Annotated in this window: 30 protein-coding genes; 6 read left to right on the plus strand and 24 right to left on the minus strand. The window is 69.4% G+C overall.

Features of this window, described 5'->3' with window-relative positions; translation table 11 throughout:
- A complete protein-coding gene (locus ACFPJ1_RS30795; protein WP_380109220.1) occupies nucleotides 1-564 on the minus strand; it encodes a DinB family protein in 564 nt (187 codons plus the stop codon).
- Nucleotides 565-814: 250 nt separating this feature from the next.
- On the opposite strand from ACFPJ1_RS30795, the gene ACFPJ1_RS30800 reads away from it, so the two are divergent.
- Both ACFPJ1_RS30800 and ACFPJ1_RS30805 read left to right on the plus strand, forming a co-directional pair.
- A complete protein-coding gene (locus ACFPJ1_RS30800; protein WP_380109222.1) occupies nucleotides 815-1747 on the plus strand; it encodes a GNAT family N-acetyltransferase in 933 nt (310 codons plus the stop codon).
- 171 nt (nucleotides 1748-1918) lie between these two features.
- On the plus strand, nucleotides 1919-2365 hold the full coding sequence (locus ACFPJ1_RS30805; RefSeq protein WP_380109223.1) for a hypothetical protein: 447 nt from the start codon (nucleotides 1919-1921) through the stop codon (nucleotides 2363-2365).
- Here ACFPJ1_RS30805 and ACFPJ1_RS30810 read toward each other — a convergent pair whose 3' ends face one another.
- The 13 genes from ACFPJ1_RS30810 to ACFPJ1_RS30870 form a co-directional block, all read right to left on the minus strand.
- Nucleotides 2366-3592, minus strand: a complete 1227-nt coding sequence (locus ACFPJ1_RS30810; protein WP_380109224.1) for an epoxide hydrolase family protein — start codon at nucleotides 3590-3592, stop codon at nucleotides 2366-2368.
- A gap of 49 nt (nucleotides 3593-3641) precedes the next feature.
- On the minus strand, nucleotides 3642-4358 hold the full coding sequence (locus tag ACFPJ1_RS30815) for an FHA domain-containing protein (protein WP_380109226.1): 717 nt from the start codon (nucleotides 4356-4358) through the stop codon (nucleotides 3642-3644).
- Complete coding sequence (locus tag ACFPJ1_RS30820) at nucleotides 4355-5632, minus strand: vWA domain-containing protein (protein WP_380109229.1); 1278 nt, start codon at nucleotides 5630-5632, stop codon at nucleotides 4355-4357. The genes ACFPJ1_RS30815 and ACFPJ1_RS30820 overlap by 4 nt, the downstream gene beginning before the upstream one ends.
- Before the next feature lie 46 nt (nucleotides 5633-5678).
- Nucleotides 5679-6728, minus strand: a complete 1050-nt coding sequence (locus ACFPJ1_RS30825) for a protein phosphatase 2C domain-containing protein (protein ID WP_380109231.1) — start codon at nucleotides 6726-6728, stop codon at nucleotides 5679-5681.
- A complete protein-coding gene (locus ACFPJ1_RS30830) occupies nucleotides 6725-8992 on the minus strand; it encodes a serine/threonine-protein kinase (protein WP_380109233.1) in 2268 nt (755 codons plus the stop codon). Before ACFPJ1_RS30830 ends, ACFPJ1_RS30825 begins: the two co-directional genes overlap by 4 nt.
- Entirely contained in the window at nucleotides 8989-10173 is a 1185-nt protein-coding gene (locus tag ACFPJ1_RS30835; RefSeq protein WP_380109235.1) for a hypothetical protein, read from the minus strand. Before ACFPJ1_RS30835 ends, ACFPJ1_RS30830 begins: the two co-directional genes overlap by 4 nt.
- Nucleotides 10170-11144: a glutamate ABC transporter substrate-binding protein gene (locus ACFPJ1_RS30840; RefSeq protein ID WP_380109237.1), complete on the minus strand. Its 975-nt coding sequence runs from the start codon at nucleotides 11142-11144 to the stop codon at nucleotides 10170-10172. Before ACFPJ1_RS30840 ends, ACFPJ1_RS30835 begins: the two co-directional genes overlap by 4 nt.
- The gene (locus tag ACFPJ1_RS30845) at nucleotides 11141-12469 is read right to left on the minus strand and encodes a hypothetical protein (protein ID WP_380109238.1); all 1329 of its coding nucleotides are present in this window, start codon (nucleotides 12467-12469) and stop codon (nucleotides 11141-11143) included. Before ACFPJ1_RS30845 ends, ACFPJ1_RS30840 begins: the two co-directional genes overlap by 4 nt.
- Complete coding sequence (locus ACFPJ1_RS30850) at nucleotides 12466-13863, minus strand: AAA family ATPase (RefSeq protein WP_380109240.1); 1398 nt, start codon at nucleotides 13861-13863, stop codon at nucleotides 12466-12468. Before ACFPJ1_RS30850 ends, ACFPJ1_RS30845 begins: the two co-directional genes overlap by 4 nt.
- Nucleotides 13860-14462: a hypothetical protein gene (locus tag ACFPJ1_RS30855; protein ID WP_380109241.1), complete on the minus strand. Its 603-nt coding sequence runs from the start codon at nucleotides 14460-14462 to the stop codon at nucleotides 13860-13862. Before ACFPJ1_RS30855 ends, ACFPJ1_RS30850 begins: the two co-directional genes overlap by 4 nt.
- 51 nt (nucleotides 14463-14513) lie before the next feature.
- On the minus strand, nucleotides 14514-15773 hold the full coding sequence (locus tag ACFPJ1_RS30860) for a toxic anion resistance protein (protein ID WP_380109243.1): 1260 nt from the start codon (nucleotides 15771-15773) through the stop codon (nucleotides 14514-14516).
- A 149-nt stretch (nucleotides 15774-15922) separates the two neighbouring features.
- Nucleotides 15923-16384 carry a dihydrofolate reductase gene (locus tag ACFPJ1_RS30865; RefSeq protein ID WP_380109244.1) on the minus strand — a complete coding sequence of 154 codons (462 nt, stop codon included), beginning with the start codon at nucleotides 16382-16384 and terminating at the stop codon, nucleotides 15923-15925.
- A complete protein-coding gene (locus ACFPJ1_RS30870) occupies nucleotides 16381-17172 on the minus strand; it encodes a thymidylate synthase (protein WP_380109246.1) in 792 nt (263 codons plus the stop codon). The genes ACFPJ1_RS30865 and ACFPJ1_RS30870 overlap by 4 nt, the downstream gene beginning before the upstream one ends.
- 101 nt (nucleotides 17173-17273) lie before the next feature.
- On the opposite strand from ACFPJ1_RS30870, the gene ACFPJ1_RS30875 reads away from it, so the two are divergent.
- Both ACFPJ1_RS30875 and ACFPJ1_RS30880 read left to right on the plus strand, forming a co-directional pair.
- On the plus strand, nucleotides 17274-17948 hold the full coding sequence (locus ACFPJ1_RS30875) for a peptidyl-tRNA hydrolase (RefSeq protein WP_380109248.1): 675 nt from the start codon (nucleotides 17274-17276) through the stop codon (nucleotides 17946-17948).
- 117 nt (nucleotides 17949-18065) lie between these two features.
- Nucleotides 18066-18434: a hypothetical protein gene (locus tag ACFPJ1_RS30880; protein ID WP_380109250.1), complete on the plus strand. Its 369-nt coding sequence runs from the start codon at nucleotides 18066-18068 to the stop codon at nucleotides 18432-18434.
- Nucleotides 18435-18455: 21 nt separating this feature from the next.
- On the opposite strand, the gene ACFPJ1_RS30885 is transcribed toward ACFPJ1_RS30880, so the two are convergent.
- From ACFPJ1_RS30885 to ACFPJ1_RS30900, 4 genes are read right to left on the minus strand one after another with little or no spacing between them, the layout of a single operon-like run.
- On the minus strand, nucleotides 18456-19040 hold the full coding sequence (locus tag ACFPJ1_RS30885; RefSeq protein ID WP_380109252.1) for a dihydrofolate reductase family protein: 585 nt from the start codon (nucleotides 19038-19040) through the stop codon (nucleotides 18456-18458).
- Complete coding sequence (locus tag ACFPJ1_RS30890; RefSeq protein WP_380109254.1) at nucleotides 19040-19654, minus strand: dihydrofolate reductase family protein; 615 nt, start codon at nucleotides 19652-19654, stop codon at nucleotides 19040-19042. Before ACFPJ1_RS30890 ends, ACFPJ1_RS30885 begins: the two co-directional genes overlap by 1 nt.
- Nucleotides 19651-20130 carry an SRPBCC family protein gene (locus ACFPJ1_RS30895; protein WP_380109255.1) on the minus strand — a complete coding sequence of 160 codons (480 nt, stop codon included), beginning with the start codon at nucleotides 20128-20130 and terminating at the stop codon, nucleotides 19651-19653. Before ACFPJ1_RS30895 ends, ACFPJ1_RS30890 begins: the two co-directional genes overlap by 4 nt.
- Complete coding sequence (locus ACFPJ1_RS30900) at nucleotides 20127-20465, minus strand: ArsR/SmtB family transcription factor (protein WP_380109256.1); 339 nt, start codon at nucleotides 20463-20465, stop codon at nucleotides 20127-20129. The genes ACFPJ1_RS30895 and ACFPJ1_RS30900 overlap by 4 nt, the downstream gene beginning before the upstream one ends.
- Nucleotides 20466-20589: 124 nt before the next feature.
- Here ACFPJ1_RS30900 and ACFPJ1_RS30905 point away from each other — a divergent pair, with 124 nt between their 5' ends.
- Both ACFPJ1_RS30905 and ACFPJ1_RS30910 read left to right on the plus strand, forming a co-directional pair.
- On the plus strand, nucleotides 20590-20814 hold the full coding sequence (locus ACFPJ1_RS30905; RefSeq protein WP_132298487.1) for a hypothetical protein: 225 nt from the start codon (nucleotides 20590-20592) through the stop codon (nucleotides 20812-20814).
- Complete coding sequence (locus tag ACFPJ1_RS30910) at nucleotides 20814-21305, plus strand: Clp protease N-terminal domain-containing protein (protein ID WP_380109258.1); 492 nt, start codon at nucleotides 20814-20816, stop codon at nucleotides 21303-21305. The genes ACFPJ1_RS30905 and ACFPJ1_RS30910 overlap by 1 nt, the downstream gene beginning before the upstream one ends.
- 35 nt (nucleotides 21306-21340) lie before the next feature.
- On the opposite strand, the gene ACFPJ1_RS30915 is transcribed toward ACFPJ1_RS30910, so the two are convergent.
- The 6 genes from ACFPJ1_RS30915 to ACFPJ1_RS30940 all read right to left on the minus strand — a co-directional run bounded on the left by ACFPJ1_RS30915 (nucleotide 21341) and on the right by ACFPJ1_RS30940 (nucleotide 25547).
- On the minus strand, nucleotides 21341-22870 hold the full coding sequence (locus ACFPJ1_RS30915; protein WP_380109260.1) for a multicopper oxidase family protein: 1530 nt from the start codon (nucleotides 22868-22870) through the stop codon (nucleotides 21341-21343).
- Nucleotides 22867-23304 (minus strand): hypothetical protein, encoded by a 438-nt coding sequence (locus ACFPJ1_RS30920; protein ID WP_380109261.1) that lies wholly within the window; start codon nucleotides 23302-23304, stop codon nucleotides 22867-22869. Before ACFPJ1_RS30920 ends, ACFPJ1_RS30915 begins: the two co-directional genes overlap by 4 nt.
- Nucleotides 23301-23693 (minus strand): hypothetical protein, encoded by a 393-nt coding sequence (locus ACFPJ1_RS30925; RefSeq protein ID WP_380109262.1) that lies wholly within the window; start codon nucleotides 23691-23693, stop codon nucleotides 23301-23303. Before ACFPJ1_RS30925 ends, ACFPJ1_RS30920 begins: the two co-directional genes overlap by 4 nt.
- 67 nt (nucleotides 23694-23760) lie before the next feature.
- On the minus strand, nucleotides 23761-24105 hold the full coding sequence (locus ACFPJ1_RS30930; RefSeq protein ID WP_380109264.1) for a hypothetical protein: 345 nt from the start codon (nucleotides 24103-24105) through the stop codon (nucleotides 23761-23763).
- Nucleotides 24106-24209: 104 nt separating this feature from the next.
- On the minus strand, nucleotides 24210-24428 hold the full coding sequence (locus ACFPJ1_RS30935) for a hypothetical protein (RefSeq protein ID WP_380109266.1): 219 nt from the start codon (nucleotides 24426-24428) through the stop codon (nucleotides 24210-24212).
- Between the two features lie 78 nt (nucleotides 24429-24506).
- A complete protein-coding gene (locus ACFPJ1_RS30940) occupies nucleotides 24507-25547 on the minus strand; it encodes a LacI family DNA-binding transcriptional regulator (protein ID WP_380109268.1) in 1041 nt (346 codons plus the stop codon).
- Nucleotide 25548: the final 1 nt, after the last annotated feature.

The following is a 25548-nucleotide window of genomic DNA, read 5'->3' on the forward strand; positions in this document are numbered from 1 at the left end:
CTAGCCGGCTAGTGCCTCAGGATCAGCGGCTCGGATCAGGCGAAGCTGGCCTATCTCGGCGGCGTTCTTCGTGAGCTCGACGTTCACCCAGGCGAACAGGTCGGCGACCGAGCGGCCGGACTCGGGTGGCCAGGGGAACGCGATCGGCTTCGCCAGCCAGCTGTCGTCCGCATCCTCCAGGACGTGGGTCCACTCGTCACGCAGTACGCGCATCCAATGCAGGGTTCCGGCCAGGTCGCCGGGCCAGCGCACCGCGGTCCGCTCGGGCGGTACGACGCCCCGGGCATGGGCGATCGCGGTGGTCCACCACCAGCCGACGTGCCAGCTGAGCCAGCCGATGGTCGGTACCGGGATCGGGTCGAGCGCGTCGTCCGACCAGTCGGCCTGCCAGGTGCCCGCGACGTCGGGCCGGACCGTCCAGCACAGCGCCGCGGGCTCCCAGAGCAGATCGTCAGGGGTCAGCCGTTGCAGGTGGTACTCGAACAGCGCCCAGCTCACCTCGAACTGACCGAGCACGAGCTCCCTGATGCCTGACAGGCCTTCACCTCTGACCGGTACCGTCACCGGGGAATCATCTCAGGACTGCTCGTCCACCTCGCAGAAGGAGGCGTAGTGGTCGTCGGTGCGGCGGCGGCACATCCCAGCTGTGAAAATCGGTGGACTATGACCCCCTGCGGACCTAATCTCCTGGGCAGCGAGAACGAGCCCGAGTGGAAGGAGCGACCGATGAAGAGCACATCGTGTAGTCCGGCGCACCGGTTCCGTTCGTCCAGCTCGCACTGAGCGGAGCCCGGCGCCTCCTTCTGGAGGATTCGTGAAGATCCGTACCACCGTCGAGACCGATCTCGACACCATCCACACCCTGATCGCCGAGCAGTCGCTCAACACCGTCACCAGGAAACGCTTCGACGAGTACCTCGCGTCGGGCGCGTACCGCTACGACTGGTCCTGGGTCGCCGAGGAGGACGGCCGGATCGTCGGCCTGTCCATCTGGTGGGGCATGGAGCAGTCCGACCGCCCCTTCAGCATCGACGGCCTGTACTGCGTTCCCGGTGCCGACCGAGTCGCGGTCTGGACCGAGCTGATCCGGCACACCCTGACCGCGTTCCCGGCCGACGCGGAGCCGCCGGAGTACCACATCTTCCTGCCCAACGGCTGGCGTGATCGGCCGGACGTCGTCGCGGAGCTCGAGCCGCGGCTCACGGCTGCTGCCGCTGCCGGGTTGTCCGAACGCACGGAACGCCTGCGCTACGAGTGGCTCCCGGAGTACGGGCTGCCGGCCGGTTCGAGCCGGCTGCGGTTCGAGCCGGCCGACGATGAGGCGTTCGTCGACGTGTTCACCCGGGTGATCGAGGGCAGCCTCGACGCCGCGACCGCGCGGGATGTCGCCCGGCTCGGAGCCGAGGGCGCGGCCCGGCAGGACCTGGAGATCTACCAGTCCATGCCGGGCGACCGTTCCTGGTGGAGACTCGCGTACGACGCGGCCGGCGAACTGGTGGGGTTCGCCCTGCCTTCGGCGAACAACGGCGGTCCGGTCGTCGGGTACCTCGGCGTCCTGGCCGAGCACCGCGGCAACGGGTACAGCGACGACCTGCTCGCGGAGATCACGCACCTCCTGGTGGAGACCGGGGCCGAGCGGATCAGGGCTGACACCGACCTGACGAACAAGCCGATGGCGGCGTGCTTCGAGCGGCTCGGCTACCGCAACCACGAGGTCCGGCTGGTGCTCAGCTACCCGGTCGGCTGATCCTCGCCGCCGTCTGCCCCCGAGGCCGGGAAAGGTGCTGTTCCCGACGCCGGGAAAGCTGCTGGAAATAGCAGGCTTCCAGGGGCAGACGGCGGCAGCGGTGACCCCTATGATTCCGTGACATATCAGTCACCTCCGGTCGCCTCGGCCGGAGCCGAGGGGGAACCAGCGATGCGTGACATCGCGCTGATCCTGCATGTCTCCGCAGGAGCCGTCGCCGTAGTACTCGGGCCGTTCGCGATCGTCTACACGCTGAAGGCGCGCCGCCTCAACTGGGTCGGTGAGAGCTACCACTGGGCGATCGCCCTGCTCTGTGTCTCCGCGCTGGTGATGGTGCCCTACGACTGGGCCCGGCTGTGGATGTTCTGGCCGATCTCGATCGCGGCGTACCTGTTCGTCTACCTCGGCCAGCGAGCCGCGGAAGCACCCGGTGGTCTCTGGTATCGCGGGGTGCTTCGCGGCTACGGCGGTAGCTGGATCGCTTTGTGGACAGCGATTCTGGTGGTCAGCGCGCCGGATCATCCATGGACCTGGGCGATCCCGATCGTCGCCGGGACCGCCCTGATCGAAGTGCTCTGCTTCCGGCCGGCTCCGGCTTGGACCGAGGCCGACAGGTAGTCAGCGCAAGGGACGGAAGAAGGTCCGGAGGTCGTCGGTCAGCAACTCGGGGACCTCCATCGCGGCGAAGTGCCCGCCGCGCTCGTACTCGTTCCAGTGCTCGATCTTGCCTTCGGGATCGATGATGCTCTTGATCGCGGTCTCCGCGCCGAACACCGCCACCCCGGTCGGCGGCCCGGCGACCGCACCCCAGTCCCCGGACCCGCCGTCACCCTCGTCGGATCCCCAGCCTTCAGAACCGGCCGACTCCTGCTGGGCGACGAAGGCCTTCCACGCCTGCATTCCGTCGTACACGGCATGCGCGGTCGATGCACCCGAGCCGGTGAACCAGTACAGGCTGATGTTGGTGAGCAGTTGGTCGCGGTCGACCGCTTCCTCGGGGAGCTTGGCCAGCGGGTCGGTCCATTCGGCGAACTTCTCCACGATCCAGGCGAGCTGCCCGACGGGCGAGTCGTTGAGGGCATAGGCCAGCGTCTGCGGGCGGGTCGACTGCAGGATGAGGTAGCCGAAGCCCTCGTCGAGCATCCGGTTGAACGTCTCGCCGCGCGCCCGGTCGCTGTCGGAGAGGCCGTCCAGTGGGATCGGGCCCCCGAACGGTGTACCGCCGACCAGCCCGGCCAGGTGTACACCCGTCACGTGCTCCGGGTCGATCATCGGCAGCATCCCCACGACACCCGAGCCGGCGTCGGTCCCGTGCGCGGCGTACCGGTCGTAGCCGAGGCGCTTCATCAACTCGGCCCAGGCCATCGCGACACCGAACAGGTTGAACCCTCCTTCGCCCATCGGCGTGGAGAACCCGTACCCAGGCAGCGACGGTACGACGACGTGGAACGCGTCGGCCGGGTCGCCGCCGTGCGCGCGGGGATCGCTCAGCGGGCCGATCAGCCGCTGGAACTCGATCGGCGAACCGGGCCACCCGTGCGTCAGGATCAGCGCCTTCGCATCCGGCTCGGGCGAACGCTGGTGGAAGAAGTGGATCCGCTGGCCGTTGATCTCGGTGATGAACTGCGGGATCTCGTTCAGCGCCGCCTCCTGGGCGCGCCAGTCGAACCCGTCCGCCCAGTACTCCGCCAGTTCCTTGAGGTAGCTCACCGGGACGCCACGACTCCAGTCGTCCACCCGCGGCGTCACCGGCCACCTCGTGTTCCGCAACCGCGCCCGAAGATCGTCCACCTCACCCTGAGGAATCTCGATCCGGAAGGCCTCAACCTCGCTGCTGTTCGTCATGCTTCCAAGCTAGAACCAATAGCGGCGAACTTCCTTCCGCAATAGAAAATCAGGCTTGGCCGGCTTGTTCTTCGGGGGTGGCTTTGCGTACTACGAGGCGGGTCCAGGCGCCTACGTAGACGCGGTCGTCGCTGTCCAGTTCGTGGCGTTGGCCCGGGGGGATGGGGTCTTCGGGGAGAGGGCCTGAGGAGGGGCCGACGAAGGTGCCGTTGGAGGACTGGAGGTCTTCCACCCACCAGCGCTGGCCGTCGGTGGTCAGCTGGGCCTGACGGCGGCTCACGCCCGTGTCCTCACCGCAGTCGATCTCCGGGGTGATGCCGCGGCTCTTGGAGGGACGCCCGATCAGCACGCTCTTCGCGGTCACCGGGATGACCACCGGGAGGCCCGCGGACGGGCACGGGTCGTCGCTCTGCTGGACCTCGTACCAGTCGGGGTCGACCCAGCGCTCCACCACCCAGTCCGCGACCTGCTGGGGCGCCGGCGGCACTGGGGGCGGAGTACCGAGGTCGAGGGGTGAGGCCGGGCGCGGCATCGTGCCGGTGGTGAAGTCGTAGCCGCAGTTCTCGCAGAACAAGGCGTCCGGTGCGGCGGGCTCCGAGCAGTTCGGGCAGTCCTGGGTCACCGGCGCGGGCGCCGGAGCGGCCGTCGCCGGGGCCGGCACCGACGCCGCCGCGGGGGTCGCGGCCGTTGCGATCGGCAGGCCGCAGACATCGCAGTAGTCGGTGGAGACGGACGGGTGCCCGCTAGGGCACGTCACTGAGCTCATTTCTTCACCCGGGTGGTCTTGGTGGACGCGGTATCCAGCGCCATCTCGTCGGCCTTCTCGACGCTGCGCTTGAGCCGCACGGTGCCGGTGTCCTGGTCGTCGATGTCGACCACCTTGCGCAGCCGCGTGGTGGCCTCCTCGTTGCCGGTCTGGGCGGCGAGCTGGACGGCGCGGCCGAGTTTGGTGGTCGCGGTGGCGGTGTCGCCCGCGGCCTTCGCGGCCAGGCCTTCCTGGATCGCATCGGCGAGCTCGGTCTGGCCGGTGTAGTGCGCGACCTCCGGGCTGATCCGGGTGGTGAGCGCTTCGTCCGCGGACCACAGCGCCTTCACCAGGCCCTGAGCGACAACCTGGTCGCCGACCGCGAGCTGGACCCGGGCCGCGAGCTGCTCCTGCCCGATGCCCTTGGCAGCAAGGCGGATCGCGACGTGGTAGTCGCGGGACTCGTCACCCCAGGAGCCGGTCGGGTAGGCGCCGGTCAGGGCGTTCACCTCGGTACGGCGCGAGGTCAGGTCGTCCACGGTCGGGGCGACCTGGCGGACGAACAGCACCTGGGCGCCCTGCGGAGCCCACACCCGCATGTCGGCGGCGGCGACGCCCTTGCTCATCGCCTTCTGGATCAGGCTGGAGAACTCGGCGGCGAGCTGGTCCGGCGCCGGGATGATGTCGACCGTGCCGAGCAGCGCGGTCGCGATCCGGCGTACCTCGTCGACCTGCCAGGCGACGCCGACGCCGCGGCAGTCGCACTGGAACTGACCGGTGACCGCCTCGATCGTGGCGGTTAGCACCTCAGGCGACTCGTGCTGGTTCTCGCCGTCGGTGAGCAGGATCGCGTGCTTCTGGGTCAGCGACGGCACCGTCGCGAAGACCCGCGAGGCGAGCCGCAGCCAGGTGCCCATCGCGGTACCGCCGTCGGCGAAGAAGCGGGCGACCGCGTCCTTGGCGGCCTGCCGGGTGAACTTGTCCATCCGCACCATCACCGGCTCGGGTGACGGTGGAAAGGCGAGCTGGGCCCGGTCGTTGCCGGAGATGACCGCGAACCAGACGCCGTCGAGGATCTGGTCGAGCGCGGTCTGGGCGGCCTGGCCGGCGGCCCGGACGCCGTCGGCGCCCATCGAGCCGGAGGTGTCGACGATGATGATCTCGCCCGCGTCGCCGCTGCCGGTCTGGCCGGCCACGCCCGCTCCGCTGCAGGACACCGTGACGATCGCGTGGACGTCGGTGCCGCCGTCGGGCAGGAACTCGTTCTGGTACACGGAGGCGGAGAACTCGGCCATCTCAGGCGTCCTTTCGGTCGTGCGTCAGGCTGGGCAACGATGAGAACTAGATACGGGCGAGGGCGACGGTGATGTTGTCCTGGCCGCCCTGGGCGTTCGCCCAGTCGACGAGCGCGGACGAGGTGGCCAGCGGCTCGCCACCGTTGGCCGCCGCGGTCTGACGTACCAGGTCGGCCAGTGGTGCCGCTTCGGAGCAGTAGTTCCACAGGCCGTCCGAGCAGACCAGCAGCCACCCGGGTCCGGTGACGTTGAGCGAGGTGGTGCGGGGAGTGTGGTCCGGGGCGTCCTTGCCCAGCCACCGGGTGATCGCGTGGGCCTGCGGACCGGTCTCGGCCTCGTGCCGCGGTACGCCGGTCGCGATCAGCTCGGCCGCCCACGAGTCGTCCACTGTCAGGGCGACGGCCTCGGCCCCGTCCGGGAACCAGTACGCACGGCTGTCCCCGACGACCCCGGCCACCAGCAGACCGTCCTCGAGCACAGTCGCCACGAACGTGCACGACGCCGGGTTCGGGCTGTCCGGACTCGTGTTCTCCAGTACTGCGTCGCTCGCGGCATCGGCGGCAGCCTTCATGCGCGCCACCACCGCACTGTTCCGCGACGACTCGGTACCGAGGCCCTTCGCGTGACCAGCGACCAGTACGTCGCGGGCGGCTCGCGCGGCGGCCAGGCTCGCCACGTCGGAGTCGAGTGACGAGCTGACCCCGTCACAGACCACCAGCAAGGCCCTGCTGCCGGGCTCGGGATCGGCCGCGATGGCCATGGCGTCCTCGTTGCGGCTGTGCCGGATCCCGCGATCGCAAACTCCGGCCACCCAGGGAGCGGGCTGCTCGCTGAAGTGGTCCCGGGGCTTGGTCGCCTTGGTGCCACAGGTCTCGCAGTACCCGTCCGCGCTGATCGTCCCACCGCAGGAGCGGCAAGGACCCGGTACGGCCGCGGCCCCGGTGTTCAGCTCGATCGTCGGTTCGGTGTCGGTGTCGATCGCCGGGGTAGTGGGGCTGGTCGGGGTGAGCTCGGCCCCGCACGCCTCGCAGAAGCGATCGGCGTCGGAGATCGGCCCGCCACAGCTGGGGCAGACCGTCTGGGTCGTACTCGTCATCGCAGCGTCCATCCTCGAACATCGTTGGCCAGGTCGACCAGGGCGATCCGTTCCTGCCGGCTGTGGGCCTGCCCGGCCAGCTCACGGTAGGCCTCTTCCAGCCCGTTCCGCAGGTCCGGCTCGGTCGCCTCCCGACCGGCGATCCGCAGGGCGGGCTCCGGTCCGCTCTTCCGCACCTCGTCGAGGGCGTTCTGGAACACGCTCGCCGACAGGTTGGCGCGGTCGACCGGGTCGATGGTCAGGTCCTCGATGTTGCTCATCGCCTCGGCCAGCGCGGCCAGCCCACGCCCCGATCCTGCCAGCAGTCCGGCTCTTTGGCGGCGAGCCCGCACGTACGCGCCGCTGGTTCGCGGTACCAGGTCGAGGGCTGCCACGGCGCCGTCGAGGTCGCCGCGGTTCGAACGGATCGCTGCCAACCCGAAGGCGGACGGCGCGATGTAGTTGGCGTCAGTACGGGCACAGGTGAGGTACAGGCCCTCGGCAACGTCGTACTCGCCGCTGATCTCGCAGGAGACCGCGAGGGCGAGCTTGGGAGCGAGTTCGCCCGGCACCTGGCCGTAGACGGCGTTGAACGCGGACTGCGCCGTGGACGCGTCGTCGCGGGCCAGCGCGACCAGCCCGGACATCCAGACCGCCCGCCACTCCCAGGGGTCCTCGGCGAGCAGGTCGGCGACGGCCGTGTCGACCATGTCGTACTGCCCGGACTCCAACGCGGCCAGTGCGATCTCCAGCAGCACCTGGGCCGACGACTCCGGCGCGTTGACCAGCAGTTCGAGCCGCTGGGCCGGGTCCGGCACGCTCACGGTCTTCAGCCAGCCGGCCATCTTGTCGCTGCCGTCCGTCGCCAGTGAAGGCAACCGCTGCCAGGGAGCGGCGGCGTCACCGAGCCCGGCGGCCAGGTCACCCGGGCTGCCGAACAGCAGGGAGGACGCGGAGTGCTGGGCCGCCTTGACGCCCTGCTTCTCCGCGACCACCTCACGCAGTACTCCGAGGAGCTGGACGCGGAGCTCGTCCGCGGAGACGAAGCGGTCGGCCGGGTCGGCCGCGCAGGCCTTCAGCAGCAGCCGGTAGACCGAGTCGTACTGCTGGAAGAGCGGGACCTCCGAGATCGGCGGCAGCGACCCGACGTACCGCGACTGGTAGCCGCGGAACTCGAACGCCAGCACGCACAGGGTGCGGCCGAGCGTGTAGATGTCGGAGGCAACCGACGGGCCGACCTCGGCTACCTCGGGAGCCTGGAACCCGACCGTGCCGTAGATCGCGGAGTCCATGTCGTCGATCCGGCGGACGCCGCCCAAGTCGATCAGCTTCACCGCGTCGCCGACCTGGATGATGTTGTCCGGCTTGAAGTCGCAGTAGACCAGGCCGAGGTCGTGCAGGTAGGAGAAGGCGGGCATGATCTCGAGCAGGTAGGCGATCGCCTGGTCGATCGGCAGCGCGTCGTACTGGTTGTGGTTGGCCGCCATCCGCTGCTTGAGCAGGGTCTTCAGCGAGGTGCCGCCGACGTACTCCATCACGATGTAGCCGGCGCCGTCGTGGGTGACGAAGTTGTAGATCTCGACGATCAGCGGGTGCTCGACCCGGGCCAGGAACTGCTGCTCGGCGATCGCGGCCGCGACGGCGTCCGGGTCCTCGGAGTTCAGCAGACCCTTCAGTACCACCCAGCGGTTGGACACGTTCTTGTCCTGGGCCAGGTAGATCCAGCCGAAACCACCGTGTGCCAGGCATCCTCTGACCTGGTATTGCCCGCCGACCAGGTCGCCATCCTTCAGCTTCGGCGAGAACGAGAACGGGCTGCGGCACTTCGGGCAGAACCCGTCGGTCCGGCCCGGCTGGTCGCCGCGAGACCGGCCGACCGGGTTGCCGCAGTTCGGGCAGTTCCGGCGGTCCTCGGGGACCATCGGGTTCGCCAGGATCGCCTTGCTCGCGTCGATCGCGGGGATCGGCGGCACGTGGGTCAGACCGGCGCCGAGCCGGGCCCCGCGCAGCCGGGTGGACGAAGTACCGAGGCGGCGGGTCAGTTTCGAACCGGCGGCCTGGGCGCGGGCGGAGCCGAGCGGTGTCGAGGCCAGCCGGTTGGAGGCGCGGGAGACCGTCGATGCCGTGCTGATCGGGTCCGGGGCGTCCGGCGTCGCCACCTCGGGCGCACCGGCGACAGCGGACGGGCTGACCGCACCAGCGGGCGCGGGGGAGCCGCAGACGTCGCAATAGCCGTCCATGATCGTGCCGGAGCAGCCCGGCTGGGTGCAGGCAATGGTCGTCATGTCGTCCCTCCTGTGGCGCGACCGGACTCGTGCCCCTGGTGGGGCTTCGGGCCGGTGGCCAGACTGGTGTCCAGATAGGTCTGGTACGCCGCCACGAGTGCGCCGAGCCGGACCAGGTTCACTGGTTCGGAGTCGAGCACCTCGCGGCCGCGCCGGTAGAGCTCTGCCAGGTCTTCGGTGGTTCCATTGGTCCGGGCGACGCTGCTGGCCTTCACCTGATACGCGTCCAGCCGCCCGGCCAGTTCGTCCCGCCGCTCCAGCGCCGCCCGGTACGCCGACTGCGCCTGCCCCAGCGCCCGCCGTACGGCGTCCAGGCGGGTCAGGTACTTCTCCAGCTCGGCAGGCGTGTTCGGCACCGGCCCGAGCGCGGTGACATCCGGTACGCCGAGCCGTGGGGCGGGGGTGACTCCGGCGACGCACCGGTCGGCCAGGGCGCGAACCGCCTGGCCCTGCGCCTCGAGTTCCGTCCGGACCGCGCGGGCCCGGGCGACATCGGCAGCCCGCTCCCGCCGGGTGGCGCCGCCGACGATCAGGTCCCGTTCGTTGCGGGCGGCATCGATCTCCAGGGGACCGATCAGGCCGCCCACGTCGGCACCGCGCTTGGCCCGCTCCGTCAGGTCGGCGACCCGGCGGTCCAGGTCGTGGTGCGCCGCGATCGCCTCGTTGCGGGTCACGGCCGGCTCGCGGGCGACCAGGTCGTTGATCCGCTCCACCTGGGCGCGCAGCTGGCGAAGGCGGGCGGCCAGATCGGCGTCGCCGGGCTCCAGAGCGAGCTTGGCCCGCAGGGTGGAGGCCAGCGCGTCTGACAAGGTGCATGCCTCAGGCAACGAAACCGCGAGTGAACCGCCGGCGCCGCCGGTGTCCAGACCGCCCCAGATCAAGGTGGAGATCCGCTCGGTCTCGGTCGGTCCAACCCGGCCGGAATCCCAGGTGACCAGGATTAGTTCATAGCGATCGGAAACGGCCTTCCACACTGCCATCGACAGCACGATGTCAGCGCTCAATGCGTCGGCGTCAGGGGAGTTCAGCGCAGCCTGGTCGAGCTCGTCCAGCTCGGCGCTGCGCCGGTCCCGCCAGGTGCCGAGCGCATCGAGGAAGGACAGCAGCTCCTTCGCCGGAATGCTGCTGCCGATCCTCCCCGGAGGCGACGGCGCCGTGGCCGTCGGCGTACCTACCGTCATTGGGGCCTGCCGTAGACGGCCGTCGGCGGCGCCGGAGCCTGGCCGAGGGCGGGCTTGAGCCAGTGATTGTAGGAAATCGTCCACTGACCGTCGGTCCGCATCTTCTCCAGTACCGCGTTGACGAATTGCACCAGGTCTTTGGTGTCCTTGTTCATGCCCAGGCCGTACGGCTCCTTGGTGAAGGCCGCCGCGTCGGTCACCTTCGCGTACGGGTCCTGTGCGGCCAGGCCGGCGAGCACGGTGTCGTCACCGGTGATCGCGTCGACCTTGCCCTCCTGGAACATCGCCAGGCAGCCGGTGTGCGTGTCGGCCGGCACCGCGACAACCTTCGGGAACTCGCGCAGCGCGTCGAGACTGGTGGACGCGGCCGGGGCGCAGACCCTCTTGCCGGAAAGGTCCGCGAGTCCCTTTGCCTTCGAGTTCAACGGAACCATCACCTTCTGGCCGGCCCGGTAGTACTCCGTGGAGAAGGCGATGTCGTTCCAGCGGTCGCAGTTGATCGTCATGTTCCGCGCGACGATGTCGACGCTCTTGTTCTGCAGTACCGGGATCCGCTGGGCGCTGGAGATTACCCGCAGCTCGATCTTGTCAGGGGTGCCGAAGATCGCGGTCGAGACCGCCTTCAGCATGTCGATGTCGAAGCCCTCGATCGCCCCGGTGATCGGGTTCCGCGAGCCGAGCAGCAAAGTGTCCGCGGACACGCCGGCGATCAACCGTCCCCGTGTCTTGATCTTGGCCATAGTCGAGCCGGCCGGTAGTGCGTCCGGGCCCGGCAGCGGACTGATCGCTGCGTACGACGCGAGCGGGTTGCCGCAGGCTTGGCTCGCTGCGGGAGGCGCGGCCGAGGCGGCTGGTGTCGGAGTTGGGATCGTTTTTGCCGGCAGCGGCGTTGCGTCGTACGCGTCGGTGCCGCAGGCGGAGGTGAGGAAGAGCACCGCGAGCAGCGCCGCGGTCAGTTTGGAGCGCATCATCGGTACTCCTCCAGTCGCTGCGACATGCCCCAGACGATGAGCAGGGCTGCGGCGATGCCGATCGGCAGGCCGAGCCAGGCGATCGGCGGGAGGCCGTTGCGGGCATCGGCCAGGTTGGCCTGGGTCAGATCGCTGACCGCGCTCAGGCTGTCGCCGGATTGCTTGTCGAAGGTGGCGAAAGCGGCGTTCGACGTCTGGCCGCCGCTGCCGATCGCCTTGTCGACCGCCTGGTCCCAGTTGCCGCCGTCGTCGTCCCTCCGGATGGCGACGTGCACGCTCTTGTAGGCGCTCCAGAGGCTGGTCAGTCCCGGACCGTTGGTGTCCGAGGCGGCGATCTGGTCGTCGACTGTGCCCGAGGACTTTTTCCAGGCTTCCTCGAAGGCGGCGCCGGAGCCGCGGGCGATCAGGGTCAGGCTCTCGTTCGACTTCGCGTCGAACGCCGCGATGCGGGCGCGGGACAGCGCCAGCGTGTCGGCGTACGCATCACCCCGGGTGTCCTCGGCGGCCCCCGAGGCGCTCGCCAGCGACGTACCGCCGACCAGCATGGTCAGCAGCACCAGCACAGCGGCTGCGGCGATCGGCACGTTCAGGTAGCGGTGGGTCTTGCGGGCCAGCCAGTACAGCGTCAGCCCCAGGACGATCAGGGTGGCCAGCCCGGCCAGGTACAGCCACACGCTGCCCTTGCCGACGTTGTTGAACTCGGTGGCGACGCGCTCCTCGTTCGCCTCGACCAGTGCGTTCAGCAGCGGCAGCGAGTCGGTCTGCAGGCTCGCGCTCGCATCCTTCAGGTACTGCGAACCGATGGGCAGGCCCTGTCGGTTGTTGGCCCGGGCCTGCTCGATCAGCCCCCGGTAGGTGAGCAAGGTGGCGTTGAGGGCGCCGAGGGCCTCCTGGTCCGCGGGCTGCGCGGTGGCCGCTTCGGAGATCAGCTTGGCGGCTGTCGACATCGAGTCGACGAATTGCTGCCGCTGCGCGGGCGGCTCGAGGCCACCGACCAGGAAGGCGTTGGTGGCGTTGGCGTTGGCGCTGACCAGGTTGGTGTGGATCGCCTGGATCCGGACCAGTTGCGCGGTGTTCTCCTCGGCCCGCTGCAGTGCACCCTCGGACTGGCGGAAGCCCTGCGCAGCCGCTGCGCCGAAGAGCACGGCGACCACCGCGGTCAGGATGAGGATGGCCCGCATCCGGCCCGGCGTACCGGCGAACCAGGCGCGGACCGCGCCCTGCCGGGAGTTGGTGAGGGCTGGCGAGGACTGTGGGCCGGTGGGTGCGGCCTGTGGAGCCGGCGGCGACAAGGTCGCCGGGGGCGCACTGGTTGTCTGGGTCACGCCGTTTCTCCTTGCTCGGGCTCGCCTTCGCGCGGTGCGGCCTCGCTGTCAGGTGTGCCGGACGGTTTCTCCGGGTGCAGGTCTTCGTCGGTCAGGTCCTCAGGGACGATCTGACGCAGTTGCTCGGTGGTGGGTGCCGTCACGTCGCGAAGTCGCCAGGCGTGCCGGCCGATCGCGGCCTCGAGCATGTTCCGGGCGAACCGGCCGTTGCCGAACGAGCGGTCCCGCGGCGTCGAGGCCAGGATCACCTTGAACTGGTCCAGCGCCTTCTCGGTCAGCTCGTAGTCGGCGCCCTCGGCCAGCCCGGTCAGGATGTCGGTCAGCTCGTCGTCGGTGTAGTCCTCGAACCCGATAGTGGTCCGGAACCTGCTGGCCAGCCCGGGGTTCGCGGCGATGAAGGTCTCCATCGGCTCCGGATACCCGGCGACGATCACGACCAGGTCGTCACGCCGGTCCTCCATCTCCTTGACCAGCGTGTCGACAGCCTCCCGCCCGTACTGGTCGGCGCCGGTGTCACCGGCGGTCAGGCTGTAGGCCTCGTCGATGAAGAGCACGCCGCCGGCCGCGGAGGCGACTACCTCGGCTGTCTTGGTGGCGGTCTGCCCCAAGTACCCGGCGACCAGTTCTGAGCGGTCCACCTCGATCAGCTGGCCCTTGGAGAGCAGGCCGAGCGCCTTGTAGATGCCACTGACCAGCCGGGCCACTGTGGTCTTGCCGGTGCCGGGGTTGCCCACGAACACCAGGTGGCGGGTGATGGTCGGGCTCTTGAGTCCTGCCTCGGTCCGGAGCTTCTCGACCCGCAGTACTGCGACCTGTCGGTGCACCTCGCGCTTGACCTTCTCCAGGCCGGTGAGGTCGTCCAGCTCGGCCAGGAGTTCCTCTACGGTCCGCTCGGGCTCCGCAGGCTTCTCTTCTACTGTCTTGGCCTCTGTCGACTTGGCCTGTGTGGCAGGCGCCGGTGTAGCTGGGGTAGGTGTCGCCTGGACTGGCCGAGCGCCTGCTGCTTGGAGCTGGGCCGCTGCTGCGACAGAGGCGTTGCCGATGACGCGCATGGTGGGTTCACCCAGGCTGCAGGCCGCCGATGCCACCTCAGCCAGCGCCTCGGCGTACGGGATCTTCTCCGGCGATCCCTGCGCGACCAGATCAGTCAGTACTGCGGTCGGCGCGCCCCTCCACCTGCGGCCGCGCACTGCGGCGTTGAAGAAGTCTTGTGTGCCTGCGCCGGGTGTCACCGAGGCCCAGTCGGCTGGTGCGCCGGGAGCTGACTCGGCCAGGGCTGCCGCGAGTGAGAGTGCTTCCGCCCGGGCAACCTCCTCCGGAACGTCCGCACGCGCGGCGACAACCAGCAGAGCCGACAATGCGCCCTGCAGCGAAGTACCCCCCGCGCCGCTCATGCTCCTCCTCGTCCCGGTGGTGGTTGCAGTGGCCCCGCCCCGCTGTCCGGTGGTGTCGAAGGCGGTACCGAAGGTGCTGGTGTCGACGGGGTCGGGCCGAGGGCGAGGCCGCCGCCGGTCGAGCCGGTGCCGAACTTCTCCTGCAGGAAGCGGCCGTGCGCGATCAGGGCCGCCGCGTCCGCCCGGTTGACCGCGTCGAACACCTTGTCCATCGTCGATCCCAGCAGGTCCAACTGGTCGATCAGGATCATCAGCGAGGTCTTGCCGCGGTCCACCGGCCGGCTGTCCGCCCACTGCCGCGGCAGTCGCAGGTAGCCGCCGATCGCCTCCGGCAGATAGTCCGTCGCCGTCGCCATCACCGAGTACGCCTGGGCGCTGCCGCCGAGGTTCCCGAGTCGCGGAATGGTGTCCCGGACAGTCCGGACCACCCGGCCGACGCGTGAGGCGACCACGGCCGGCACCGCTCCGTCCGCGACCAGTTGCTCGACCCGGACCAGCGCCTGCAGCAGGTCCTCGTTGGTCGGCGCGCGGGGGATCGGGGCAGGCTCGGGCTCCGCCTTGCGGCCGGTCAGCCGCGCGAAGAAATCACCCAACGCCATCCAGTTTCCCGTCCCCCCGCTCGTCTGCCGGTTCCGTCCCGTGGTCTGCGCTCAGCCGAGGTCCAGGGTGCCCTGGACCACCCGCTGGTCCTGCTGGGAGACCCGGTCGAGGTAGCTGCGCGACTTGGTCACCTCGGACTCGAGCGTGCCGATGGTGGCGGCCATGCTGTCCAGCGCCTCCACCTTGAAGGTGTCGATCGCGTCCATGGTGGCGTAGATGTTCGCGAACGCCGCCTGCAGTTGGGGCAGCCCGATCGAGGCCGACGCCGCCTGCTGCTGGATCGCCACCGAGTTGTCCCGCAGCATCTGCGAGGTGCGCTCGATCATGCCGCTGGTGGTGGTGTTGAGCGCGGTGATCTGGTCGAGCACCAGCTTCTGGTTGCCGAGCGCCTGCGCCACGATGACCGCCGTACGGAGGGCGGAGACGGTCGTTGTGGAGGCGCGGTCGACGCCCTTGATCAGCTCGATGTTGTTCTTGATCACGATGTCGATGGCCAGGTAGTTCTGGATCGACACGGCGAGCTGGGTGAGCAGGTCCTGGTGCTTCTGCCGGACGTAGAACAAGACGTCGTCGCGCAGCGCCCGGGCCTTCTCGGGATCGGTCACCTCCAGGTCCGCGATGGTCGCGGCCAGCCGGGCGTCCAGCCGCTCGGCGACGTACACGTACTGGTTCAGCCGGGCCATCGCGTCCCAGAGCTGCTGCTTCTCCAAGTTCAGCGAGGCGTTGTCCTTGCCGAGCTGGTCCTGGCCGTCGCGGAGCGCGTGCAGGATGCCCTCGAGGTGCGTCTGGGCGCTCTGGTACTTGCGGAAGTAGTCCTCGATCTTGTCCCCGAACGGGATCATCCCGAACAGCTTCTTGGCCCCGGTGGCTTCCTTCGGGTCCAGGCTCTCGACCGTGCGTCGCAGCTCGAGCAGGGTCTTGCCGACCGTCGAGCCCTCGGAGAGCCCACCGCTCTGCAGCGCCCTCACCGGCTGCTGGAGGAGCCGGTTCGAGCTCTCCGCGGCGTGCCGGATGTCGACGTCACCCATGCTCCGGACGTCAGTGGCCTTGGCGGCGAACTCCGGCGAGCGCGGCTCGACCGTCATCAGCGAGGTGAGGAAGGTGTCGACCTTCGCGTCCAGCCCGGGCAGCGCGGCGGGGTCCACGGCGGGCGCCAGGCTCGGGGCGGCCGTTGCGGCGACGGGCTGTGTCGGCGCGGGCGCGGTCAGTATCAGGCCGGGTGCGGTCGCCGTCGGCGGCTGCAGTGGCGACTGCGCGGCTGCCGCCGCCGGTGCTGCCGCTGCGCCTTGCGTGTTGTCAGCTTCGGTCATCGTCGTTCCCCTCCGGTGGCCTGCCGCGAGCCCGCGGCCCACGTCCCCAGTCACACAGTCCGTGACGCGCACACAATCTACGCGGTTCCCGGCCCACCATGACCGAGCCGTTGCGCACTCGTTGTCAGGTCAGGCGTACGGCGGGGCCGTCAGGCGCGGTGGTAGGTGACGAAGGTGAAGCCGTCGTGGGGGTCACGGGCGGTGACCTGCCAGTCCGACCGGTCGAAGGTGGGGAAGGTGACGTCGCCGGCGGGGGACTGGTCGACCTCGGTGAGTTCCAGGCGGTCGGCGTGCGGGAGGGCCTGGCGGTAGATCTCGCCGCCGCCGGCCACGTAGACGTCCTTGCCGTCCGCAAGGTCGAGGGCGGCCTGCAGGCTGTGCGCCACCTCGACGCCGTCGACGGCCCAGTCCGGCTGCCGGGTGACCACGACCGTACGGCGGCCGGGCAGCGGGCGGCCGATCGAGTCGTAGGTCTTCCGGCCCATCACCAGGGTCTGGCCGAGGGTGAGTTCCTTGAAGTGCCGCAGGTCCTCGCGGATCCGCCAGGGTAGGTCGTTGTCGCGGCCGATCACCCCGTTCCTGCCGACCGCCGCGATGAGGATGACCGTCATACCGCGATGGGCGCCTTGATCCCGGGGTGCGGGTCGTACCCGACCAGCTCGACGTCCGCGATCTCGTAGGAGTCGATCGAGTCTCGCTTCGCCAGTTGCAGCGTCGGCAGCGGCCGGGGTTCGCGGGTGAGCTGGAGCCTGGCCTGGTCGAGGTGGTTCAGGTAGAGATGCGCGTCGCCGAGGGTGTGGACGAAATCGCCCACCTCCAGCCCGGTCTGCTGGGCCACCATGTGGGTGAGCAGCGCGTACGACGCGATGTTGAACGGCACGCCCAGGAAGATGTCCGCCGAGCGCTGGTAGAGCTGGCACGACAGCCGGCCGTCGGCGACGTAGAACTGGAACATCGTGTGGCACGGCGGCAGCGCCATCCCGTCCACGTCCGCCACGTTCCAGGCGTTGACGATGTGCCGGCGGGAGTTCGGGTTCTGCTTGATCGACTCGATCACCGCGGCGATCTGGTCGATGTGCCGGCCGTCCGGGGTCGGCCAGGAGCGCCACTGGTACCCGTAGACCGGGCCGAGCTCGCCGTCCGCGTCGGCCCACTCGTCCCAGATCGAGATGTTGTTCTCGTGCAGCCACTTCACGTTGGTGGAGCCGCTGAGGAACCAGATCAGCTCACCGACCACCGAACGCAGGTGCAGCTTCTTCGTGGTCACCGCGGGGAACCCGGCGGTCAGGTCGTACCTGGCCTGGTGGCCGAAGACGCTGAGCGTCCCGGTACCGGTCCGGTCTCCCTTCTCGACGCCGTGGTCCAGGACGTGCTTAAGGAGATCGAGATACTGCCGCATGCCGCCAAACTAACAGCCGCCGGAAGAGCCCCGGGTGCGGCACGACGAGCTACTCGGAGGCGTCCGCTGAGCGGGCGGCGCGGGGCTGGCAGACTCGCGGGGTGAGTTCTGTGGAGCGCGAGTTCGTGCTGACGTTGGTGCTGCAGGTGGAGAAGGCGGAGCGGCCGGGGCAGACGGATGCGCTGGAGACGGCGGCGCGCGCGGTACTGGCGATCCTGGCGGACGAGCGGTCGGTCGGGGACGGGGACTGGGCCGCCGCGATGCGGGACTGGCAGGACGCCCGGATCCGGAAGGTCGTACGCCGAGCCCGGGGGGCCGAGTGGCGCAGGGCCTCCACGCTGCCGGGGATCACCGTGACCGGTACGACGGCCGTAGTACGGGTGTTTCCGCCTGTGCCGCTGGACGAGGTACCCAAGGATCTCGCCAAGCTCCAGGTCACCGGCACCGATCTGGAGGACCCTGAGCCACCTGATGAACCCGAGCCGGGCACCCCGGTCCTGTGGGTGAATCCTCATCTCGAGATGTCGACCGGCAAGACCATGGCCCAGGTCGGCCACGCCGCTCACCTCGCCTGGCTCGACCTGCCCACGCGTGCACGCGAAACGTGGCAGTCGGCGGACTTCCCCGTCGCCGTCCGCACAGCCACCGCGACCCAGTGGTCGGCCCTCCTCCGGAGCAGCCTCCCCGTCGTACAGGACGCCGGTTTCACCGAGGTCGAGCCCGGCTCCTGCACTGTCATAGCCGATCACCCTGCCCTCCGTGGCCGGGAGTACTGAGATCTAAGGGGTTCGGAGGCTTTTCTGAGGGGTTGCGGCCGATGTGGGTAGGGGGCCTCAGCGCCGACGGTGGAACTAGAGCGGCGGTCCCGCGCCGCAAGGTCCACTGGAGGAGCCATGAACCGCAAGCAGTCAGCAGCCGCACTGTCCGTCCTGGCGATGGCAGGCATCGTCCTGACCACCACCGAAGCGTCAGCGAGGTACAAGGACCCGGAGCCCTGGGCCATGCACCTGGCGCAGCCCGGTGAGGGCTGGCCGGACGAGGGAGCCGGCTACCCGGTGCCCGAGCCCACGACCACCGAGTACAACTACCCGAACTACGACCCGAAGTACGAGGTTCCACCGGCACAGGTGGCGAGCGTCACCAGGGTGTCGGACGACAACGGCGTCGAGGTCCTGCAGTCGGGTGCCTCAGCCCTGGGCGGCGCGGCCGTCGCCATGGGCGCGATGTGGTTCTACCGCCGCCGCCACGTCGTGGCCGGCTGATCGTCTCCCACGGAGAAGGGGCTACCGGACTCGGTAGTGGAGGTGGGTGACGCGGGTGCCCTGGACGACGGAGGGGCCGTCCAGGAGCACCTGCGCGCCCGAGTAGGTACCGAAGAAGGGGATGCCGGTGCCGAAGACCACCGGGATCAGGTTGAGGACGATCTCGTCGACCAGGCCGGCGGCCAACGCCTGGCCGGTGAGATTGCCGGCGGTGAGGGAGACCGCCCGGTCGCCGGCGAAGTCCTTCGCCTGGTTGATCGCGTCCTCGACGCCGTTCACAAAGGTGAAGGGGGCGTCGGGGAAGGGCCAGTCGGTCGGCGGTTCGTGGGTGACGACGAAGACGTGGTCGCCGACCGCGGGGACACCGTGCCAGCCGTTGGTCAGGTCGAACAACCGGCGCCCGATCACGGTCGCGCCGACCGTCGGCCAGACCGAGTTGATGTAGTCGGCGGTCTCCTGGCTGACCTTGAAGGCCCGGCCCTTGTCGGTTCCGAACACCTCGACCGGACCGTTGTTGTAGAAGTCGAACAACGGGCCCACCGCGTCCTCGGTGTCGGCGATGAAGCCGTCGAGGGAGACCGCGGCCGATGCGATGACCTTGCTCATCAGTCTTTCACCACCTTGTAGGTGAGATGTTGCGCGGCGGGGGTGGAGATGGCGTTGACCAGTTCCAGGCCGACTCTCGGCGCCTCGTCCCGGAACAGCGGGGTGCCGCCGCCGAGCACGATGGGCGCAACGTGCAGCCGCACGGTGTCGGCGAGGCCCTCGGCGAGGACGGACCCGCAGATCGCGCCGCCACCCATCACCACCACGTCCTTGCCATCAGCAACTTCCTGCGCCTGCTGTACCGCGCTCGCCAGGCCGTCGGTGACGAAGTGGAACCGATCGCCGAGCCGGGTCTTCGCGGGCGCCTGGTGGGTGACCACGAAGATCGGCGGGACGGTCTCCCCGTGGGGCTTGGCTCCGTAGCCCATCTCCTCGTTCCAGCCGTTCGGGCCGTCGATGAAGTCGAACAACCTGCGGCCCTGGATCACGGCGCCGGTCTGGGCGTACGACTCCTCCAGTACCGCGTGGTCCGCGTCGTTGCCCTCCATCACCCAGGTGTGCAGCACTTGGCCGTCGACACCGAGTCCGTGCGCGAGGTCCGCACCCGGAGCGGTCACGTAGCCGTCCAGCGACATCGTGATGTCGACGACGACCGGGCTCTTGGCAGCGCTCATGACTTGTCACCGCTGAGCAGTTCGGCCAGTCGGTCCATCGAGTCGCGGATGCCGTACTCCATCCCGGCCTGGACCGCCGCGTCGCGGGACTCGACGGACGGGAACACCGACTGCGTGTGCAGCCTGACCCCGGTGTCGGTCTTCTCGTAGCGAGCCGACTCGAGGCAGACCTCACCCGGCGCGCCCTCCCACTCGAAGGTCTGGATGATCCGCGCGTCCTGCTCCACCGTGTGGAAGACGCCGCGGAAGGCATCCTCGCGTCCGTTCGCCCGGTGGATGTAGCGGTACCGGCCGCCCGGGCGGACGTCGTACTCGATCACTTCCATCTCCAGATCGCGCGGGCCGAGCCACTGGGCGACCAGTTCGGGATCGGTGGAGACCTTGAACAGCTGGGCCGGGGTGGCGTCGAACTCGCGGACGACCTCGATGAACGGGGTGCCGGCGGGGGCGTTGATGGTGGTCGGGTTGGTGCTCACGATTCCTGCTCCTTCACGGTTTCGAGGACGGCGTCGATCCGGCGGAACCGGCGCTCGGAGGCGAGCCGGTACTCGTCGATCCAGCTCGTCAGTTCTTCCAGGGCGGTCGGGTTGAGATGACAGGGACGGCGCTGGCCGTCACGGCTGCGCGTGATCAGGCCGGCGGCCTCGAGCACCTGGATGTGCCGCGACACGGCCTGCTTGGTGATCGCGAACGGCTCGGCGAGCTCGTTCACGGTCGCCTCGCCCCGGGACAGTCGGGCGATCAGTGCCCGGCGGACCGGGTCACCGAGCGCCATGAAGGCCCGGTCCAGCGCGGCTTCGTCAACTGCCATCTTTATCAACCATTCCGTTGATCAACTGATGCGTTGACTATAAACAGAGGTCGCCGGCCAGGTCAAGAGCGGAGTTTTAGCAACTCTGGTTGACACCGCGAGATTGTCAACCTAGGTTGCTTAGATGGAGAAGTTGACGGATCCGGCCGATCCCGGCGCGGGGCTGGCCGCGGTCGTCGCGCTGCGGCGGTTGGCGGACCGGCTCGAGGACAGTCAGGTGGAACAGGCGATGCGGGCCGGCTGGAGCTGGTCCGAGGTGGCCGAGGTGCTGGGAGTCACCCGGCAGGCCGTGCACAAGAAACACGCCAAGCGGCTGATCGCCGCGGGCGTCGCGCTGAGGAGGCGTTGATGTCGACCAAGACCAAGGATGTCCGGTCGGTGCTGGTCCGGGGTGCTCGCGCTGAGGCGAGACTGGACGGCTCGTCCATGATCGAGGCGGAGCACGTGCTGCTCGCCCTCGCCGCGTTGCCGGGGAGCGCGGCCGCCCGGATGCTGCACGGTGCCGGTCTGACCAGGGACGCGATCCGAGCCGCGCTCGATCAGGAGTGGGAGCAGAGCCTCGCGACCGCAGGGATCGCCGTCACGGTCGCGGAGTTGCCCACGGCAACACCTGACGAGGAGCGGACTCCCGCCATCGGCGAGTCCACCAAGCTGCTGCTCAAACGCGCGATGGACAACGCGGCCGCGACCGGAGGCGGCCGGATCGGCGCCTCGAACATGCTGGTCGGCATCCTCGACGCCAACCTCGGACGCGTCCCCCGCGCACTGGACCTGGCCGGCATCGACCGCGCCGCCCTCCGCGCCCAAGCCACCCAGGCCGCCGAACAAGGCGACCACTGAACCACCTGTACTGCGTGCCCGGGCGGCACTGGAGGTCAGACGGTTTCGAAGCCGGCCATCATGGCCATGTCCTCGTGCTCCAGGTTGTGGCAGTGGATCACGTATTTCCCTTTGTGGCTTGAGAACTTGACCAGCACGTCGACAACCTCGGCGGGCCGTACGTCGACGGTGTCCTTCCAGCCGGCGTCGTACGGGCCGGGCTTGGAGCCGCCGCGACGGAGTACCTGGAAAGGCGCGAGGTGGACGTGTACCGGGTGGTGCACGTCGGTGGCGAAGGACCACACCTCGTACTGGTCGAGCTTCACCTGGGCCTGCATCACCTCGGGGTCGAAGGGCTCGCCATTGATGGTCCAGCCCTTGTGGCCGTTCGCGTCGCCGCGGCGGAATCGCCACGTCCGGTGGACCAGACCGCCCGGCTCGGGAAGCGGCGTGTAGCTCGACAGCTTCTCCGGCACGTTGCTGTCGTCGGTGGCCTTCCGGGCGACCTTGAACCGCATCACCTGTCCGGTGCGACCGCCGTCGAGCTTATTGAGCAGCGTGATCTCCGTCCCCGGCTGGTACTGCGAGAAGTCGAGCACCACGTCGAAGCGTTCGGCCGGGGCGATCACGAGGGTCTGGTGCTCGATCGGGGCGCCGAGCAGTCCGCCGTCGCTGCCGATCTGGACGAACGTGGCCGGGCCGTTGCTCAGGGCAAGTTCACACCGGCGGGCGTTCGACGCGTTCAGGATGCGGAAGCGGTACCGCGCGGCGTCCACTTCGAGCACCGGCCAGGGTGCACCGTTCACCAGGATCACGTCACCGATGACCCCTTCCATGTACTCCGGTTCGACGCCGGGGCCGTCCTTCAGGGCGGGGTAGAGGAAGGACCCGTCGGCGGCGAAGGCGCGATCCGCGATCACCAACGGGATCTCGCGGTCACCGCCAGGCAACGGCAGGGCGTCCTCCTCCGCGTCGCGGATCAGGTGGAGCCCGAAGAGGCCGCGGTAGACCTGTGGCGCCGTGTAGTCCATCCGGTGGTCGTGGTACCAGAGGGTGGCGGCTCGCTGGGTGTTCGGATACGTGTACGTCCGGCTGCCGGTCTTCACGTCGCCACCGGGCATGTTGTGGTGGCCGCCGTGTTCATGGTGTTCGCTGTTCGGCATCAGCAGGTCCAGGGGCCACCCGTCACTGCTGGCCGGGGTGTGGCCGCCGTGCAGGTGAACCACCGTCGGTACGGCGAGTTGGTTGACCTGCTCGATGACTGTGGTTCGCCCGCTGCGTACGTCGAAGGTGGGGCCGGGCAGGAGGCCGTCGTACCCGAGTACTGGTGTCTTGAGGCCGGGGAGGATCTCCAGGCTGGCCTGCTGCTGGACCACTCGGTAGTAGTCGACACCGGCCGCCGTGCGGATCGGCTTCTTCACTGGCGGAATGGGGAGCGGCACCTTGAAGGCTTCCGGCAGTGGCGCCTCGCTGTGGAGAAGTTCAGCCGTCTGGCCGGGGGAGGCGTCCAGGCCGCAGTTGGCAAGGGTGGCAGCGAGTCCGGTTCCTCCGGCGACGGCCAGGACCGTGCGGCGGGAGATGCTCATCGCGCTACCTCCTTGCGGCCACGGCGGGCGCTGGGGCGGAAGGACCAGATCGCCATCGCGACCACCGTGATGACGATGGCCGTCCCGAGCGGAACGTGGACGGCGAAGTTCTGCAGATACCCGAAGGTCAGCTGGATGAACTCGGCGAAGAAGAGCACGAACGTGAGCAGCGCAGGCCAGAGGCGGCCGCCGCCGGGACGCCAGTAGAGCATCGCGGCCACGAACTGCAGCATCGAGAACATCCACAGCGACGACCCGATCGGCCCGTGCCAGGCCATCGCGTCTACCTCGCCGGAGAGGAAGTACCCGGCGAGGATGGGCTGCGCGACCACTAGTCCGGCGTGGAGCACCAGCACTATCCGGAGGGACCACAGCGACGCCCGCGGCCGGCGTACCGGCTTCTGCTCGACTTGCTGTTCCACCTCGGTGGTCATGCCGCCACCGCCTGCTTCTCCGTACGCCGGACAGCCGCGCCCGGGCGGCACGTCCAGGCGGCGAAGGTGCAGGCGATCGCCACGATCGCGATGCCGAGCGGGATGTGCAGGGCCAGTTGACGGCTGTAACCCATCCCGATCTGGAGTCCCTCGGCCAGGAGGAGCGCCAGGGTGGCGGTGACCGCGAGCCCGCGGCCGCCGGAGCGCCAGTAGATCGTTGCTATCAGCAACTGGCCGAGGCAGAGGAAGGCGACGCCGAGTCCGATCGGCTCGTGCAGCCGCATCGCGCCGCTGGAGCCGTTCAGGTAGACACCCGCGAGCACGGGTTGCAGGCAGACGGCGACGGCGTGCCCCGCCGCGACCACCCGAAGAACCAGCAAGGACTTCATGGACAGCCACACTAGTAGCTTGTCTACATGTAGCGCGCCGGGGTATTCCCCTGAGTCACCCCTGGGGTCAGGTGAGGCGGCCCAAGGGGGAGACGGCGATGCCGGCGCGTTCGCAGACCCAGTGGGGGTCGGGGCCGAGCTCCGGCTCGATCCGGAGCTCGTGGTCGTTGAGGTCGTCGCAGGCGGTGCAGCGCGGCCAGCGGATGCCGGAGTCGACCAGGCGATCCTGGACGTCCTGCGCGACGAGGCCGGCGATGTGCTCGGCGCCGTCGGGCCACTGGTCGAGCCACCACTGCCGGCCGGCGACCGCGTCCTCCAGCAGGGACACCATGATGGCGTCGTCGAATCCCCGCGCGGCCAGGTCGTGGAGGACCATCGCGCGGGCCGTCAGTAACACGCCGGGCTCGTTCATCGCCCTTCAGAGTGCCAGACGGAACCGACAAAACCCCAAGCCGCCCGGCTCGGGGTCCTGTCGCCTCGGGAGAGGTCTGGTTTCGATAGTGGTTGTCGCCGGGGTCAGCCGGCGCTGCAGGTCGGCGCCGGGTCCAGCCGGTCGGCCAGCTTCAGCTCGCGCTCCGCGGTGGCGCGGAGGGCGGTGCCGAGGCGGGCGCGAAGGGCCTGGGTGCGCGGCGGACGCGGCTCCTCGTAGGGCTCCTGCGGCGCGTTCGGCAGGGCCGACTGCGCGAGGGACCGGGCGTTTTCCACTGCGGTGTTGCCGGCGATGAAGTAAGTCATGGTCGTGCTCCCTTCCGAAGGGCGTGGTGATCAGAGCCGGCGGCCGGACGGCCGTGGCTGACTTGGGGTGTTCTGCTGTTAGTTGCGGGGTGCCGGACCGCTGCTCGCGCGAACGATCAGCTCGGTCGGCATCGTGATCTGCCGCTCGGTCGTCGCCGGATCGAGCAGCACCCGGCCGACGGCGCGGCCCTTGTCCCGGATCGGCTGGCGGACGGTGGTGAGCCCGGCGCTCTCGGCGGCCGGCACATCGTCGAAGCCCGCCACGGTCAGGTCCTTGCCGGGGACCAGGCCGCGGGTCGTCATCGCCTCCATCGCGCCGAGCGCCAGCACGTCGCTCAGCCCGACGATCGCGGTCGGGCGGTCCTGGGAGTCGAGCACCCACTCGGCCGCGGCCAGTCCGGATCCGAAGGCGTTGTGGCCGCCTGAGACCAGCCTGATCCGGGCGTCCGGCATCTCCTTCTGCAGGCCCCGGATCCGGAGCTCGCAGTCGGTGTAGCCGACCTCGTCGAGGGTGAGGTCGACCGGTTGCGAGCCGGCCGCCTCGGCGTTGTCGACCAGCACCACCACGTCGCGGTGGCCCAGCCGGGCCAGGTGCTTGCCGAGCTTCGCGGCCGCCTCGACCTCGTCGATCGCGACCCAGGACAGGTCCGGGTGGTCGCCCCGGTCGGTCGAGACCATCGGGATGCCCCGGTTCTTCAGCGTGTCGAGGGCCGGGTGGCCACCGGCGACGCAGAAGATCGCGGCCGCGTCGATCGCGGCCTGCTGGACCGCGTTCGCACCGCCCTGGATGTCGGTCGAGCTGAGCGGCATCAGCAGCAGGCTGGTGGTGAACTCCTCGGCGACCTCGGCCAGCCCGGCCAGGAAGCCGACCGCGTACGGGTCGGAGAACGCGTAGGCGAGCTTGTCGGTGAACAGCACGCCGACCGCGCCGACCTTCCCGCTGCGCAGCGCCCGGGCCGAGGCATCGGGCCCGGCGTACCCGAGTTCCTTCGCCTTGGCCAGGATCCGCTCGCGCATCGCGGCGGACAGTTGGTCCGGCTTGTTGTAGGCGTTCGAGACGGTCGACGGCGACACCCCGACGGCCTGGGCGACGGTCTTGATGGTGACTCCCGGCGACATC

It is taken from the genome of Kribbella qitaiheensis (assembly GCF_042657745.1).
Lineage (GTDB): Bacteria > Actinomycetota > Actinomycetes > Propionibacteriales > Kribbellaceae > Kribbella > Kribbella qitaiheensis.

Excerpts from the sequence above, each read along its gene's own strand:
- ACFPJ1_RS30805 (WP_380109223.1), top strand. The coding sequence starts at position 1,919 with ATGCGTGACATCGCGCTGATCCTGCATGTCTCCGCAGGAGCCGTCGCC.
- ACFPJ1_RS30810 (WP_380109224.1), bottom strand. The coding sequence starts at position 3,592 with ATGACGAACAGCAGCGAGGTTGAGGCCTTCCGGATCGAGATTCCTCAG.
- ACFPJ1_RS30815 (WP_380109226.1), bottom strand. The coding sequence starts at position 4,358 with ATGAGCTCAGTGACGTGCCCTAGCGGGCACCCGTCCGTCTCCACCGAC.
- ACFPJ1_RS30820 (WP_380109229.1), bottom strand. The coding sequence starts at position 5,632 with ATGGCCGAGTTCTCCGCCTCCGTGTACCAGAACGAGTTCCTGCCCGAC.
- ACFPJ1_RS30825 (WP_380109231.1), bottom strand. The coding sequence starts at position 6,728 with ATGACGAGTACGACCCAGACGGTCTGCCCCAGCTGTGGCGGGCCGATC.
- ACFPJ1_RS30830 (WP_380109233.1), bottom strand. The coding sequence starts at position 8,992 with ATGACGACCATTGCCTGCACCCAGCCGGGCTGCTCCGGCACGATCATG.
- ACFPJ1_RS30835 (WP_380109235.1), bottom strand. The coding sequence starts at position 10,173 with ATGACGGTAGGTACGCCGACGGCCACGGCGCCGTCGCCTCCGGGGAGG.
- ACFPJ1_RS30840 (WP_380109237.1), bottom strand. The coding sequence starts at position 11,144 with ATGATGCGCTCCAAACTGACCGCGGCGCTGCTCGCGGTGCTCTTCCTC.
- ACFPJ1_RS30850 (WP_380109240.1), bottom strand. The coding sequence starts at position 13,863 with ATGAGCGGCGCGGGGGGTACTTCGCTGCAGGGCGCATTGTCGGCTCTG.
- ACFPJ1_RS30855 (WP_380109241.1), bottom strand. The coding sequence starts at position 14,462 with ATGGCGTTGGGTGATTTCTTCGCGCGGCTGACCGGCCGCAAGGCGGAG.
- ACFPJ1_RS30860 (WP_380109243.1), bottom strand. The coding sequence starts at position 15,773 with ATGACCGAAGCTGACAACACGCAAGGCGCAGCGGCAGCACCGGCGGCG.
- ACFPJ1_RS30865 (WP_380109244.1), bottom strand. The coding sequence starts at position 16,384 with ATGACGGTCATCCTCATCGCGGCGGTCGGCAGGAACGGGGTGATCGGC.
- ACFPJ1_RS30870 (WP_380109246.1), bottom strand. The coding sequence starts at position 17,172 with ATGCGGCAGTATCTCGATCTCCTTAAGCACGTCCTGGACCACGGCGTC.
- ACFPJ1_RS30880 (WP_380109250.1), top strand. The coding sequence starts at position 18,066 with ATGAACCGCAAGCAGTCAGCAGCCGCACTGTCCGTCCTGGCGATGGCA.
- ACFPJ1_RS30885 (WP_380109252.1), bottom strand. The coding sequence starts at position 19,040 with ATGAGCAAGGTCATCGCATCGGCCGCGGTCTCCCTCGACGGCTTCATC.
- ACFPJ1_RS30890 (WP_380109254.1), bottom strand. The coding sequence starts at position 19,654 with ATGAGCGCTGCCAAGAGCCCGGTCGTCGTCGACATCACGATGTCGCTG.
- ACFPJ1_RS30900 (WP_380109256.1), bottom strand. The coding sequence starts at position 20,465 with ATGGCAGTTGACGAAGCCGCGCTGGACCGGGCCTTCATGGCGCTCGGT.
- ACFPJ1_RS30905 (WP_132298487.1), top strand. The coding sequence starts at position 20,590 with ATGGAGAAGTTGACGGATCCGGCCGATCCCGGCGCGGGGCTGGCCGCG.
- ACFPJ1_RS30910 (WP_380109258.1), top strand. The coding sequence starts at position 20,814 with ATGTCGACCAAGACCAAGGATGTCCGGTCGGTGCTGGTCCGGGGTGCT.
- ACFPJ1_RS30915 (WP_380109260.1), bottom strand. The coding sequence starts at position 22,870 with ATGAGCATCTCCCGCCGCACGGTCCTGGCCGTCGCCGGAGGAACCGGA.
- ACFPJ1_RS30920 (WP_380109261.1), bottom strand. The coding sequence starts at position 23,304 with ATGACCACCGAGGTGGAACAGCAAGTCGAGCAGAAGCCGGTACGCCGG.
- ACFPJ1_RS30925 (WP_380109262.1), bottom strand. The coding sequence starts at position 23,693 with ATGAAGTCCTTGCTGGTTCTTCGGGTGGTCGCGGCGGGGCACGCCGTC.
- ACFPJ1_RS30930 (WP_380109264.1), bottom strand. The coding sequence starts at position 24,105 with ATGAACGAGCCCGGCGTGTTACTGACGGCCCGCGCGATGGTCCTCCAC.
- ACFPJ1_RS30935 (WP_380109266.1), bottom strand. The coding sequence starts at position 24,428 with ATGACTTACTTCATCGCCGGCAACACCGCAGTGGAAAACGCCCGGTCC.
- ACFPJ1_RS30940 (WP_380109268.1), bottom strand. The coding sequence starts at position 25,547 with ATGTCGCCGGGAGTCACCATCAAGACCGTCGCCCAGGCCGTCGGGGTG.